Source organism: Streptomyces sp. IMTB 2501, assembly GCF_001953885.1.
In the GTDB taxonomy this organism is placed as follows: domain Bacteria; phylum Actinomycetota; class Actinomycetes; order Streptomycetales; family Streptomycetaceae; genus Streptomyces.
In genome coordinates, this window is sequence record NZ_MQUS01000001.1 from 110378 (window position 1) to 123892 (window position 13515).

11 protein-coding genes and 1 pseudogene are annotated in these 13515 nt (G+C 72.3%); 8 read left to right on the plus strand and 4 right to left on the minus strand.

The window, feature by feature from the left end; translation table 11 throughout:
• Window positions 1–5 precede the first annotated feature (5 nt).
• The 3 genes from AV521_RS00465 to AV521_RS00475 form a co-directional block, all read right to left on the minus strand.
• Window positions 6–473, minus strand: coding sequence for a hypothetical protein (locus AV521_RS00465; protein ID WP_076082135.1), 468 nt, complete (start codon window positions 471–473; stop codon window positions 6–8).
• Window positions 474–508: 35 nt separating this feature from the next.
• Window positions 509–4102 carry a CHAT domain-containing protein gene (locus AV521_RS00470; RefSeq protein WP_076082136.1) on the minus strand — a complete coding sequence of 1198 codons (3594 nt, stop codon included), beginning with the start codon at window positions 4100–4102 and terminating at the stop codon, window positions 509–511.
• Window positions 4103–4498: 396 nt separating this feature from the next.
• A complete protein-coding gene (locus tag AV521_RS00475) occupies window positions 4499–5224 on the minus strand; it encodes a FadR/GntR family transcriptional regulator (RefSeq protein ID WP_076082137.1) in 726 nt (241 codons plus the stop codon).
• 196 nt (window positions 5225–5420) lie between these two features.
• Between AV521_RS00475 and AV521_RS00480 the strand changes: the two genes are divergently transcribed.
• Genes AV521_RS00480 through AV521_RS00515 form a run of 8 tightly spaced genes read left to right on the plus strand, consistent with a single transcriptional unit; the run spans window position 5421 to window position 13231 of the window.
• Entirely contained in the window at window positions 5421–6485 is a 1065-nt protein-coding gene (locus tag AV521_RS00480; protein WP_076082138.1) for a sugar ABC transporter substrate-binding protein, read from the plus strand.
• Window positions 6482–7972: a sugar ABC transporter ATP-binding protein gene (locus AV521_RS00485; protein ID WP_076082139.1), complete on the plus strand. Its 1491-nt coding sequence runs from the start codon at window positions 6482–6484 to the stop codon at window positions 7970–7972. Before AV521_RS00480 ends, AV521_RS00485 begins: the two co-directional genes overlap by 4 nt.
• Window positions 7965–8993 carry an ABC transporter permease gene (locus AV521_RS00490; RefSeq protein WP_076082140.1) on the plus strand — a complete coding sequence of 343 codons (1029 nt, stop codon included), beginning with the start codon at window positions 7965–7967 and terminating at the stop codon, window positions 8991–8993. Before AV521_RS00485 ends, AV521_RS00490 begins: the two co-directional genes overlap by 8 nt.
• Before the next feature lie 36 nt (window positions 8994–9029).
• Entirely contained in the window at window positions 9030–10370 is a 1341-nt protein-coding gene (locus AV521_RS00495; protein ID WP_076082142.1) for an L-fuconate dehydratase, read from the plus strand.
• Entirely contained in the window at window positions 10367–11122 is a 756-nt protein-coding gene (locus tag AV521_RS00500; RefSeq protein WP_076082144.1) for an SDR family NAD(P)-dependent oxidoreductase, read from the plus strand. The genes AV521_RS00495 and AV521_RS00500 overlap by 4 nt, the downstream gene beginning before the upstream one ends.
• Window positions 11119–12090, plus strand: a complete 972-nt coding sequence (locus AV521_RS00505) for an aldo/keto reductase (RefSeq protein ID WP_076082146.1) — start codon at window positions 11119–11121, stop codon at window positions 12088–12090. Before AV521_RS00500 ends, AV521_RS00505 begins: the two co-directional genes overlap by 4 nt.
• Window positions 12087–12401 (plus strand): L-rhamnose mutarotase, encoded by a 315-nt coding sequence (locus tag AV521_RS00510; protein WP_076082148.1) that lies wholly within the window; start codon window positions 12087–12089, stop codon window positions 12399–12401. The genes AV521_RS00505 and AV521_RS00510 overlap by 4 nt, the downstream gene beginning before the upstream one ends.
• Complete coding sequence (locus tag AV521_RS00515) at window positions 12398–13231, plus strand: amidohydrolase (RefSeq protein ID WP_076082150.1); 834 nt, start codon at window positions 12398–12400, stop codon at window positions 13229–13231. Before AV521_RS00510 ends, AV521_RS00515 begins: the two co-directional genes overlap by 4 nt.
• Here AV521_RS00515 and AV521_RS00520 read toward each other — a convergent pair.
• Window positions 13219–13503 (minus strand): annotated as a pseudogene (locus tag AV521_RS00520) (lipase maturation factor family protein); the annotation flags it as partial. The gene AV521_RS00515 and the pseudogene AV521_RS00520 overlap by 13 nt on opposite strands.
• Window positions 13504–13515 lie beyond the last annotated feature (12 nt).

A 13515-nucleotide genomic window follows, 5' to 3' on the forward strand; every position in this document is an offset into this window, starting at 1 on the left:
GCGCATCACTCCTCCTCGGTCATCGGGCCGTGCCCATGCGGGCATCGCGGCGGCCGTCCGTCGCCGAACAGGACGAACTCCGCGGCCGAGCACCGGCCCCCGGTGCACTCCTCGCACTGAGCCTCGGTGCACGCGAAATACCGGGCACGGGCACGGACGGGCGGGCCCGGCATGGGCTGGGCACCGTCCACGCCCGTCATACGGCCCTCGTCCGGCTCGTCCGGCCGCAGGGTGTCCCGGTGGACGACGCCGAGGGTGTCCTCACCCGCCGTAAGGATCACCATGCGCAGGTCGGGCCGACGGCGGAAGAGGTCGGTGAGCCGGGTTCTGAGGGCTGTGCGGGTGGGCGGGTCGCCGGGAGTGACGGCGAGCGTCGTGACCGCCGCTCCCCCCTCCTGAATCCCGTCGGATAGCTGATCGTGATGGGACATCAGGGCGGCGTAGCGCGCGTGGAGTTCGTCGTTCGTGTGCATGTCCGTCTCGGTTCGACTGGTTCACTCGGGGCGATTCAGGGGCCGATGTGCAGGTGGGCGGCCCACAGGTCCGGGCGGTCGGGTGCGCGCCGCCGGGCCGCGCGGACGGCGGCGTCGAGGGCCGCGGCCGGATGGTGGCCGGCCGCGCCGCGCAACTCCCTGTAGAAGTCCTCGGTGATCTGCGCCGCTGTGTCGTCGCGGACGCGCCACAGGGTACCGACCGCGTCGCGGTAGCCCGCCAGATGCAGCGCGGACGCGAGGTGCAGGGATTCGTCGGCGAGGGATGCGGCGCCCTTGGCGGTGTCGCAGCCGGACAGGTAGACCAGTTCGGCCGAGGGCAGGGACAGGCGGTCGACGGCCGAGGGCGTGAGTAGTTCGTCGCCGAGTGCCAGTGCGCCGTGCGCGCCGTGCCCGGCGTAGTGGAGCCAGGGGTGCTCGGACAGGGCTTGCCCGACGGTGGGCAGGGTCGCCTCCTCGGGCGGCAGATAGCGTCCGGCGCCGACGGCGTCCCGGACGTCCAGCGCCTCGTCGACGGCCCACCGCAGCCGGCCGGGGGAGTCGGCCGCGCCTGGGGCCGCGATCGCCAGCACACTGGGCCGGCCCTTGGGGTCGGGCCGCAGCCGGGCGTGGCGCAGGGCGCGCAGGGTCGGCATGTACGACGAGACCACGCGGTCGAGCACGTTGGCCCCGGGGAGCTGGCGCGGGGCGGCTGCCGGGTGGGCCGGGCCCCCGGCGTCCTCGGTGCCGGCCGGGACCTGGTGCCGGGTGTCCGCCGTACCGCCGAAGCGGCCCGCCGCGTGCAGGGGCAGGAAGACGGCCGGTCCGGACGGCACCCACCACACCCGGGGCCGGTCGGCCGGCGATTCGGGCGGGCCGGTGAAGCCGAGCGCACCGAGCACGGGACTCGCGACCGCGTCCCACAGCTCGCCCAGCACGGCCCGGACCTCACCCGCGGCGGCGTCCGTGTCGGCTCCCGCCCGCTCCAGCCGGGCGGTCCACTCCTGGGCCAGGGACGGGGAGACACCGGGCAGCGGCTCGGCCGTCACGCCGTCGGCGGTGACGAGCAGGGCATGGGACCGCAGGGCATGCAGGGTCACATGGACCAGCGGGCCACGATCGGCGAGGGCGCGTGCCCTCGCCGGAGTGAGCGGTTGCAGGAAGTCCTCGAAGCCCGCGAGGCCCTGGATGCGGCCGACTTCGGCCTCCCAGCGGTCGGTCGCCCGGTGGCGTAGCGTCACGGCCTCCAGACCGGACGAGGCGGGGATCTCCTGGGCGGCCACCAGTGCGGCCGTGGCCGACTCGAAGCGGGCCGCCTCCTCGGGCCGGTCCCGGCGCAGGGTGCCGAGTTCGGTCATGGAGTTCAGGGCGTTGGCGTACAGCAGGCCACGGGCCGCCTCCAGGACGGCCAGCGCCTCTTCGGCTGGCTCGCCGGCCGACAGTGCGGCGGCGCAGGCCAGATCGCCCAGCCCGCCCGCGTACTCGGCCAGCAGCGCCTCCCGTTCGGCGCGCGGGAAACGCGGCGACGCCAGCGCCCCCGACATCCGGACGGCGGCGGCCAGCAGCGGCGCCACGGCCGGAAGGTCGTCCAGCCGCGCGGCCGCCTCGGCCATGAACCGTGCGTGCGGCAGCAGTTCGACGGGCGACGCGGCCGGATCGGCGTAGGCCTTCGCACAGAAGGCCAGCGCCCGGGACCAGGCGTCGGCGTACGAGACACCGCGCTGCCGTTCCCCGACCGCTCGCTCGGCCTCCTGCCGGGCCACGGTGAGCCGGAGGCGGACGACCTCGTGCCCCTTGAGGTGCCGCAGCGCGAGCGCTCCGTCCAAGGACGGCCGCGGCCCCTCGGGACTCGCCGGGGCCGCGGTGACGTCCTGATCCGCGTCGTCCTCCCGGCCGAACAGGGTGTCGTCCAGCAGCAGGTCCGGGGAGCCCTCCGTCAGCAGTTCGGCCGTCATCTCCTCGGCGGTACCGGCCGTACCGCTCTCCATGGCGTCGGCCTGCCGAGCGGCGGCCGCGGCCGTCCGGTGGGTGCCGTCGGCGAGATGCCGGAACTCCGGTACCGCCGCGGCGAACTCGTCCGCCGCGGCGCGCAGTTGCTCCGCCGCCCTGAGCAGGGTCTTCGGCCTGTTGTCCCGGGTGGCCTGGAGCCATTGCGCGGTGAAGAGCTTCTGGGCCTGGTCGAGCCGGGCGCTGGCCAGCTCGCGCAGGCTGATCACCTCGTGGAAGTCGCCGGATCCGGTGCGGATGTCGGGCAGCGGCTCGGGTTGCGCCGACAGCACTTCCCAGCGGGAGCCGAGGTCGCCGGTGAGTTCCGAGCGGGTCACCAGAACCCCCTGCAGTTCGTTCTGCGCCTCGACGCGCGCCAGGGCCCGTTCCGCCGCCTCCTGCGGGGTGTCCTCGGCGACCGGGAGACCGAGGTCCGTGGTGACCCGGATGAAGTGGTCCGCAGCCGCGTTCAGGCCGGGCAGGTCACCGAGTCCCGCCGCCCGCCGGAACTCGGCCCAGCCGAGGGCGCGAGCCGCCTTCGCCGCGGCGAGTGACCCCTGAGGTGCCAACCGGTTCGCGGTGCCGAGCGCATCGATCAGCTCCCGGAGCAGTTCGGGGTCGGTCGTCAACAGGAAGAGGGCCTTGAGGGAGTTGCCCAGCTCCAGCCACCGGGCGGCCTCCTTGTCCGGAGAGCCGGCGCACCGCTCGGCGGCGATCTTTCCGTGCCGCAGCAGCTCCGCCCGCAGAGGCCGGTCGTGCGGGTCACCGCACAGGAGCAGGAAGACCGCCTGGGCGTGGATCGGCAGGGCGTTGTCGACGCGTGGGTCGTCCTCCGCCAGCAGCCCGAGTGCTTCACGGCCCAGCTCCACGGCCTCCCGGCAGGCGTCCTGCGGCAGCACGTCGAGGCGGCCCGACTCGGAGTTCATCAGCAGGAGGCCCAGAGCCAGCACGCGGTACGACTGGAGAGCGGCGAGAAGCCTCGGCAGCAGCGGGTGCTGCCGGGGGACCGCCTCGATCGCCTGCCGCGCGAGGCGCTCGGCCTCCTCGGAGCCCAGCAGCCCCTGGGCCAGGGCGAGCAAGGCACGGGCGGAGGCGGCGAGTTCGAGGGCGAACGGGCGCAGCCAGTGCCGTACCGGAAGGGCCGCCAGCGCCTGCCGTGCGGCTTCGTCCGCCTCGTGCTCGGTGCCGTCGCGTTGGGAGAGATCACGGCCGCGTACATAGACCGAGATCGCCTCGGCCTCCTGGGGGGTCGCCGCCCAGCCGAGCCCGCCCGCGATGAACTCCTGTGCAGCGGTGAGCGCGTGCTCCCGGCCGCCGGTGGCGTCGAGCAGCGCGGCCAGGCCGTCCGCGGTGAACTGCTCGGGCCGGGCCGACCGCAGCGGTGCCGGCAGCAGCGCCGGATCACACCGGTGGACGATGAACAACCAGTCGGCGGCGACGCCGAGTTCCGCCGAGTCGCCCATCTCGACACCGAGCAGCCAGGCCAGCAGGCCGAGTTGATGAACCTTCAGGATATTGCTCCACCGCCCGCTGCCGCACTCCTCCAGCAGGGCCGCGCGCGCGGCGCCGGTGCGTTCGTCCCGCAGCACCTCGGAACGCCGTTCGGCGCCGTCCGCGCGGGCGAGCAGCCGCAGGCGAGCGAGCAAGTCCTCTTCGGGCCGGGTGAGTTCCGGCCAGTGCGGCCCATCGGTGGGTAGCCCGCCCGGTCTCTCTCGTAAGAATGTTCCCGTCACGCGTACATCATGGGACAAGGGGCCGGCGCGGAGGGCCGTAACGGCCAACGAGCCGCGCTCTCACATACCGCGCACGACCAGCTCCGTCAGAGGTCCGGGGCACGAAACCGGCCTCCCCGCACGCGAGCGCGGCAAGCGGGACCGGATGCGGCTGCGCGACGCCTGCGACGACATCCACCCCCTCCGTCTGCACAGCCACACCTTCGAGTTCATGATCCTGCAGCGCTGCTCCTGGCATCGAGGGCGGCGTCCAGAGCCCCGCCGGCACCGAGGACGCTCAGCCCGTACGAGTCTGATCCACTTCCCGGGCTACTCCCCGGGTTCCTCCCCGGTCCGCCCCGCGAGCTGCGCCCGCAGCCACTCCTCCACTTCGCCCACATGGGCCGCGGCAGCAGCCCTCGCCGCCTCCGGATCACGCGCGGCGAGGGCGCGGTGGATGGCGGCGTGTTCGCGCCGGGTACGGGCGAACGCGCCCTCCTCCTGGTAGCCGCGCCAGACACGGGCGCGGAAGGTGCGGGAGGACAGGCCGTCCAGGATGGCGGCCATGGTCTCGTTGCCCGCGGCGGCGGCGATCTCGCGGTGGAAGGCGAGGTCGTGGGCGAGGATCTCCTCGGGGTCGTCGGTGGCGTTCATTGCCGCCAAGTGCTTCTCGACCGCGGCCAGTTGGTTCCCGGTGATGCGGGCCGCGGCCAGCGCGGTCGCCGTCGACTCCAGGATCCGCCGTACTTCCAGCAGTTCCACCAGCCGTGGGCCCCGGGACAGGTCCGCGACCACCCCGAAGGTCTCCAGCAGGTCGCCGGCCTCCAGCGCGGTGACGTAGATCCCGGAGCCGTGCCGGGCCTCCAGGACGCCCATCACGGTCAGGGCGCGGATCGCCTCCCGCATCGAGCTGCGGGAGATGCCCAGCCGAGCCGCCAGATCCCGCTCGGTGGGAAGCCGCTGGCCGGGCTCCAGCCGGCCCTCGGCGATCATCGCCTTGATCTCCTCGATGGCGCGCTGGGTCACCGTGCCCTTCTGCGGGGCTTCCTCGTCCACGCCACTCCTCCAGTCACCCCGTGCCGACGGCCGGTCACCCGGCGCGACGCAGTCTAACCACCCAAGTGGTCCGACCACTATGGGTCGGACTCCCGGATTTTCCCTGCACGAGGGTGTTGTCTTCGCTCATTGGTCTGATAAGTATGCGGCGTCTGCTCGAAAACCCTCGACAACACCCTCAACGAGGAGCCGCGAGATGCCCGCCAGCACTGTCAGGAAGCGCAGCAGGTCCCGGATCATCGGCGCGGCGGCTCTGGCCGCCGGTGCCTCGCTCATGCTCGCCGCCTGCGGCAGTACCAAGGACACCGCGAGCCCGGGCGGTGGAGGCACCGGCAAGGTCGGTGTCATCCTGCCGCTGCTGACCTCGCCGTTTTGGCAGTCGTACAACGACTACGTGCCCAAGATGGCCAAGTCCGAGGGCGTCGAGGTGCTGAAGACGGTCAACTCCAACAGCGACCCCTCCCAGCAGATCACCGACATCGACAACGAACTCACCCAGGGGGTCAAGGGGTTGGTGGTCGCGCCGCTGGACAGCGCCGCCATCCAGGCCGGACTCGACCAGGCCGAACGCAAGGGCGTGCCGGTCGTCGCCGTGGACGTCGCACCCGACAAGGGCAAGGTCGCCATGGTCGTCCGCGCCGACAACGTGGCCTACGGCGAGAAGGCCTGCGACTACCTCGGACAGCATGTGAGCAGCGGCAAGGTCGTGCAGATCATGGGCGACCTGGCCTCGGTCAACGGCCGCGACCGCTCCGAGGCCTTCCGCTCCTGTGTGAAGAAGAAGTACCCGCGGCTCAAGGTGCTGGAGATCCCCGCCAAGTGGGAGTCCGACACGGCCGCCGCCAAGCTGGACACCCTGCTCAACGCCAACCCCGACATCAAGGGCATCTACCTGCAGGCCGGCGGCGTCTATCTCGCACCGACCCTGCAGACCCTGAAGTCCAAGAACATGCTGAAACCGGCCGGGCAGCAGGGCCACATCGCCATCGTCTCCAACGACGGCATCCCGCAGGAGTTCGACGCCATCCGCAAGGGCCAGATCGACGCCACGGTCTCCCAGCCCGCCGACGCCTACGCCCAGTACGGCCTCTACTACATCAAGGCGGCGATGGCCGGGAAGACGTTCAAGCCCGGGCCCACCGATCACGGCTCCACGATCGTGAGGCTGCCGGGCGGCATCCTGGAGGACCAGCTGCCCGCGCCGCTGGTCACCAAGGCCGACGTCGACGACCCCAAGCTGTGGGGCAACACGGTCAAATGAGTACACCGCTGGTCGAAGCCGAGGGCATCGTCAAACGGTACGGCCCCACCCTCGCCCTCGCCGACGGACGGCTCACCGTCCTGCCCGGCGAGTCCCACGCCCTGGTCGGCCGCAACGGCGCCGGCAAGTCCACCCTGGTCAATGTCCTCACCGGCCTGCAGGCGCCGGACGCGGGCACCGTCCGCTTCGACGGCGTGCCCGCGCCCCCGCTCGCCGACCGGGACGCCTGGCGTCGCAAGGTCGCCTGCGTCTACCAGAAGCCGACGGTCGTCCCGGAGCTGACGGTCGCCGAGAACCTGTTCCTGAACCGGCAGCCGACCGGCCGTGGCCTCATCAACTGGCGCCGACTGCGCCGCGAGGCCGCCCGACTCCTCGACACCTGGGACGTGCGCGTCGACCCCGAGGCGCGTACCGCCGACCTCCGGGTCGAGGACCGTCAAATGGTGGAGATCGCACGGGCGTTGAGCTTCGGCGCCCGGTTCATCGTGCTGGACGAACCCACCGCCCAGCTCGACAGCCGGGAGATCGAGCGGCTGTTCACCCGTATGCGCTCCCTGCAAGGTTCCGGCGTCACCTTCCTGTTCATCTCGCACCACCTCCAGGAGGTGTACGAGGTCTGCCAGACGGTCACCGTGCTGCGCGACGCCCGCTGGATCACCACCGCACCCGTCGCCGACCTGCCGAAGGCCGCCCTGGTGGAGGCCATGGCGGGGGAGTCCATCACCGAACAGGCCGTTCAGGAAAGGACAGTCGACGCCGGCGCTCCGGTCCTTCTGGAAGCACACGGGCTCACCTCACCGGCATACGACGGCGTCGACCTCACCGTGCGCCGCGGCGAGGTCGTCGGACTCGCCGGGTCCAGCGGCAGCGGCAAGACCGAGCTCGCCGAGTCCTTCGCCGGACTGCACACCCCGACCGGCGGCAGCGCGCAACTCGACGGCAGGGGGCTCCCGTTCGGGGATGTACGGGCCGCGCTGCGGGCCGGGATCGGCTGTGTCCCGCGCGACCGGCACGAGCAGGGACTGGTGTCCGGCATGAGCATCGGCGACAACGCCACGCTGAGCGTGCTGGACCGGCTCGGCAGGGCAGGTTTCGTCGCCACCGACGCGCGACGCCGCTTCGCCGCCGAGCTGATCCAGCGCCTCGACATCCACGCCGAAGGCCCCGACCAGCCCGTGTCCGACCTGTCCGGCGGCAACGCGCAGAAGGTCGTCATGGCCCGTGCCCTCGCCTCCGACCCGCGCCTGCTGGTCCTCATCAACCCCACCGCCGGGGTGGACGTGAAGTCCAAGGAGTCGCTGCTCGCCCGCATGGACAGCGCCCGCGACGACGGCACCGCCGTCCTCGTCGTCTCCGACGAACTCGACGACCTGCGCCGCTGCGACCGCGTCCTCGTCCTCTTCCACGGCCGTGTCGTCGCCGAGCACCGGGCCGGCTGGCGTGACCACGAGCTGATCGCCTCCATCGAAGGAGTTGACCATGGCTGACACCCGGGCCGCCCCGCCGCTCGCACCCCCGAAGACCCCGGACGCCCGCTCGGCCCGCACCGTCCTGCTCCGCCGGGCCCGTGAACTCGCCCTGGTCCCCGCGCTGTTGCTGCTCATGGTGCTCGGCACGGTGGTCAACGACTCGTTCCTCACCGAGCGGAACCTGATCTCGATCCTCGGCGCCTCCGCCGCGCTCGCCATGGTCGTCCTCGCCGAGTCCCTCGTCCTGATCACCGGCAAGTTCGACCTGTCGCTGGAGTCCGTGGTCGGCATCGCACCGGCCGTCGGCGCCCTGCTGGTGCTGCCCGCGAGCCAGTCCGGCTGGGGCACCGGCTTCCCGGCCACGCTCGCCCTGCTCGCGATCCCCGTGGCCGGCGCGGTCATCGGCGCCTTCAACGGTGTCCTCGTCGTGAAGTTCCGGCTCAACGCCTTCATCGTGACGCTCGCGATGCTCATCGTGCTGCGCGGCCTGCTGGTCGGCGCCACCAAGGGCAAGACCCTGTTCGGCATGCCCGACAGCTTCTACTCCCTGGCCACCACCACCTTCCTCAACGTGCCCATGTCGGTGTGGCTCGCCGCGGTCGCCTTCGCGGTCACCGGGTTCGTCCTGAAGTACCACCGCACCGGCCGTGCCCTCTATGCGATCGGCGGCAACGCGGACGCGGCCCGCGCGGCCGGAGTCCGGGTGGACCGGATCATGCTCGGCGTGTACGTCGTCGCGGGCGTGCTCGCCTCGGTCGGCGGCCTGCTGCAGACCGGCTACGTCGGCGCGATCAGCGCCAACCAGGGCCAGAACATGATCTTCACGGTGTTCGCGGCCGCGGTGATCGGCGGCATCAGCCTGGACGGCGGCAAGGGCACCATGTCCGGCGCCCTGACCGGTGTCCTTCTGCTGGGCGTCGTACAGAACCTGCTCACCCTCGCCCAGGTCCCGTCGTTCTGGATCCAGGCCATCTACGGCGGGATCATCCTCGTCGCCCTCGTGATCGCCCGCGTGACCACGGGCCGCGCTCAGGACTGACGAGCAGACAGGCATTCCACGACCGAAAGGACTTCAGTGTCCCAGGCCCCCGCCCGCGTCACCGCGGTCGACACCCACGACATCCGTTTCCCCACTTCGCGCGAGCTGGACGGCTCCGACGCGATGAACCCGGACCCCGACTACTCGGCGGCCTACGTCGTGCTGCGCACCGACGCCGCCGACGGGCACGAGGGACACGGGTTCGTGTTCACCATCGGGCGGGGCAACGACGTCCAGGTGGCCGCGATCGACGCGCTGCGGGACCATGTGCTCGGCCGGGACGTGGCCGAGCTGTGCGCCGACCCGGGCTCGCTCTTCCGGGACCTGATAGGCGACAGCCAGCTGCGCTGGCTCGGCCCCGAGAAGGGCGTGATGCACATGGCGATCGGGGCCGTCGTCAACGCCGTCTGGGATCTCGCCGCCCGGCGGGCCGGCAAGCCGCTGTGGCAGCTGCTCGCCGACGCCGAACCCGAGTGGCTGGTCGGGCAGATCGACTTCCGCTACATCGCGGACGCGCTCACCCCTCAGGAGGCTCTGGGTCTGCTGCGTCGGGGCAGGGAAGGCGCCGCGAAGCGCCGGGCCCGGCTGCTGGAGCGCGGCTACCCCGCCTACACCACCTCACCGGGCTGGCTCGGCTACGACGACGACAAGCTCGGCCGGCTCGCCGCACAGGCCGTCGCCGACGGCTTCAAGCAGATCAAGCTGAAGGTCGGCGCCGACCTCGACGACGACATCCGGCGCTGCCGGGTCGCCCGCGCGGTCGTCGGACCCGACATCCGCCTCGCCGTCGACGCCAACCAGCGCTGGAACGTGGACGAGGCGATCCGCTGGACCCGGGCCCTCGCCGAGTTCGGCCCGTACTGGATCGAGGAGCCCACCAGCCCCGACGACGTCCTCGGCCATGCCGCCATCCGCCGCGCGGTGGCCCCGGTCAAGGTCGCCACCGGCGAACACGTGCACAACCGGGTCGTGTTCAAGCAACTCCTCCAGGCGGGCGCCCTCGACATCGTCCAGATCGACGCGGCCCGCGTGGCCGGCGTCAACGAGAACCTCGCCATCCTGCTGCTCGCCGCGAGGTTCGGCGTCCCGGTCTGCCCGCACGCCGGCGGCGTCGGCCTGTGCGAACTCGTCCAGCACCTGTCGATGTTCGACTACCTGGCGATCTCCGGCACCACCGAGGACCGGGTCATCGAGTACGTCGACCACCTGCACGAGCACTTCGTCACCCCGGTCGTCATCCAGGACGGCCACTACTCGGCACCCACCGCGCCCGGCTTCTCCGCCGCCCTTCGCCCGGAGTCCCTCGCGCGGTACACGTTCCCCGGCGGCACCTACTGGGCCGCCGCCCCCGACCCCCGGAAGGGACAGGCCGCATGAGCGACTTCGAGGGCCTCAGGGCCCTGGTCACCGGCGGGGCGTCCGGTATCGGCCGGGCCACCGCCGACCTCCTCGCCCACCGCGGAGCCCGGGTCGCCGTCCTCGACCGGGATCCGGCGGACGTCGACAAGCCGCTCCACGCCCACCGCGCCGACGTCACCGACGACACCTCGGTACGGGCCGCCGTGGAGCGGGCGGCCGAGGACCTCGGCGGCCTGGACGTCCTGGTCAACAACGCCGGGATCGGCGCCCGGGGCACGGTCGAGGACAACGACGACACCGAGTGGCGGCATGTCTTCGACGTCAACGTGCTCGGTATGGTCCGCGCCGCCCGCGCCGCCCTCCCGCACCTGCGCCGCTCCTCACACGCGGCGATCGTCAACACCTGCTCCATCGCGGCCACCGCCGGTCTCCCGCAGCGCGCCCTGTACAGCGCCACCAAAGGCGCGGTGTACTCCCTGACCCTCGCCATGGCCGCCGACCACGTCCGCGAGGGCATCCGCGTCAACTGTGTCAACCCCGGCACCGTGGACACCCCATGGATCGGCCGGCTGCTGGCCGCGGCCCCCGACCCGGCCGCCGAACGCGCCGCCCTGGAGGCCCGCCAGCCCACCGGACGGCTGGTCTCTGCCGCCGAAGTGGCGGGCGCCATCGCCTACTTGGCGAGCCCGCTGTCCGGCGCCACCACCGGCATCGCCCTCGCCATCGACGGTGGCATGCAGGGCCTCAGGCTCCGGCCGGTGGAACGGTGAGGAGGCTCGGCCGCAGCGGCGTCGAGGTCACTCCGCTCGGCCTCGGCGCCGCGCCGCTCGGCAACCTTTTCACCCCACTGGACGACGAACAGGCCGGGGAGGCGGTACGGGCCGCCTGGCAGCGGGGCATCCGGTACTTCGACACGGCCCCGCACTACGGCCTCGGCCTCTCGGAACGCCGGCTCGGCGCGGCCCTGCGCGCGTACGACCGCGCCCACTACACCGTCTCCACCAAGGTCGGCCGCCGCCTGGACCCCTCCGACGGCACGGGCGACGACCTGGCCAACGGCTTCGCCGTACCCGCCACCCACCGGCGTGTATGGGACTTCAGCGCCGACGGAATCCGCCGCACGCTGGAGGCGAGCCTGGACCGGCTCGGCCTGGACCGCGTCGACGTCGTCCATCTGCACGACCCCGACGACCACGCCGAGCAGGCCTTCCGCGAGGGCTACCCGGCCCTGGAGAAGCTGCGCGCCGAAGGCGTCGTCGGCGCGATCGGCGCGGGCATGAACCAGACCGGGATGCTCACCCGGTTCGTCCGCGACACCGACGTGGACGTGGTCCTGTGCGCAGGCCTCTACACCCTGCTCGACCAGAGCGCCGCCACCGAACTGCTGCCCGCTGCCGCCGAGCGCGGGGTGTCCGTGATCCTCGGCGGCGTCTTCAACTCGGGCCTGCTGGCCGATCCGAAGCCCGGTTCGACGTACAACTACACACCGGCGCCAGGCGAGTTGCTGGACCGAGCCCTGCGCATGAAGGCGGTCGCCGAACGGCACGGCACCACCCTGCGCGCCGCCGCACTGGCCTTCTCCGCCGCCCATCCGGCCGTCGCCACCGTGCTGGTCGGCGCCCGTTCGGCGGCCGAAGTGCAGGACTGCGCAGACCAGTTCGCGGCAGCGGTGCCTGCGGCACTCTGGCCTGAGCTACGGGAGGCCGGCCTGCTGCCCGGCGAAGAGGAGCTGTCATGAGAGTCGCCCTGCACACCAAGGTCCGCCCCGACCGCATCGCCGCCTACGAGGCCGCCCACCGGGACGTCCCGAAGGAACTCACCGCGGCCATCCGCGCCGCCGGCGCCACCTCCTGGACCATCTGGCGCAGCGGCACCGACCTGTTCCACCTGCTGGAGTGCGAGGACTACGCCCGGCTGCTCGCCGAACTGGAGCAGCTGCCGGTCAACGTCGCCTGGCAGGCCCGCATGGCCGAGCTGCTCGACGTCGTGCACGACTACTCGCGCGACGGCGCGGAAGCCGGGCTGCCGGTCGTCTGGGAGCTGCCGTGACCGTCGACGCCCACCACCACGTCTGGGACCTGTCGGTCCGCGACCAGGACTGGATCCCCGAACACAGCCCGCTCAGGCGGGACTTCACCCTCGCCGACCTCGAACCCGAGGCGCGCGCGGCCGAAGTCACCCGTACCGTCCTCGTCCAGACGGTCACCGTGCCCGAGGAGACCCCCGAGTTCCTGGCCCTGGCGGCCGCACATGACCTGGTCGCGGGCGTCGTCGGCTGGACGGACCTCACCCGCCCCGACATCGCCGACGAACTGGCCCGGCTGCGCGCACTCCCCGGCGGCGCCCACCTGAAGGGCATCCGGCACCAGGTGCAGGGCGAGCCGGACCCGGAGTGGCTGCTGCGTCCGGACGTACTCCGGGGCCTGACCGCACTCGCGGACGCGGGCCTCGTCTACGACCTCGTCGTCCTGCCCCACCAGCTCCCGGCCTGTGCCAAGGCCGCCGAGACCCTTCCCCAACTGACGTTCGTCCTTGATCACTTGGGTAAACCGCCGATCGCCTCCGGAGCGCGCGAACCCTGGGCATCCGCCCTGCGCGCACTCGCCGCCCGCCCGAACACGGCCGCCAAACTCTCCGGCCTGCTCACCGAGGCCGACCCCGCCTCCTGGACGACCGCCGACCTGCGGCCGTACACGGACATCGCCATGGAGGCCTTCGGCCCCGACCGGCTGATGTCCGGCTCGGACTGGCCGGTGTGCACCTTGGCGGCCACCTATGCCGTAGCGCTGCACACCACGGCCGAGCTGACCGCAGGCCTCAGCGCGACGGAGCGCACCGCCGTCCACGAGGGCACGGCCACCCGCGTCTACGACCTCTGAACCGCCCGCGCCAGCCTGGTCGGCGGCAGATACTCGCGCACATACGTCCGCTCCCAGCACGCGCCCGTCTCACGCAGTTCCCGCCAGGTGGTGTAGCGGTAGCGGAAGAGACGGGCCCGGATGTAGTGGGGCGGGGTGTCCGGTGGGAAGGGGGAGCGGCGCAGCAGGCGCAGAGTGGCACGGTCGTTCTCCAGCAGGCGTTCCACCAGTCCGCCGAACCAGTCGCCGGCATAGGCGGGGGACAGCGCCGCGAACCACATCAGCCAGTCCAGGTACCGAGTGGT

Excerpts from the sequence above, each read along its gene's own strand:
- AV521_RS00465 (WP_076082135.1), bottom strand. The coding sequence starts at position 473 with ATGCACACGAACGACGAACTCCACGCGCGCTACGCCGCCCTGATGTCC.
- AV521_RS00485 (WP_076082139.1), top strand. The coding sequence starts at position 6,482 with ATGAGTACACCGCTGGTCGAAGCCGAGGGCATCGTCAAACGGTACGGC.
- AV521_RS00490 (WP_076082140.1), top strand. The coding sequence starts at position 7,965 with ATGGCTGACACCCGGGCCGCCCCGCCGCTCGCACCCCCGAAGACCCCG.
- AV521_RS00510 (WP_076082148.1), top strand. The coding sequence starts at position 12,087 with ATGAGAGTCGCCCTGCACACCAAGGTCCGCCCCGACCGCATCGCCGCC.
- AV521_RS00500 (WP_076082144.1), top strand. The coding sequence starts at position 10,367 with ATGAGCGACTTCGAGGGCCTCAGGGCCCTGGTCACCGGCGGGGCGTCC.
- AV521_RS00480 (WP_076082138.1), top strand. The coding sequence starts at position 5,421 with ATGCCCGCCAGCACTGTCAGGAAGCGCAGCAGGTCCCGGATCATCGGC.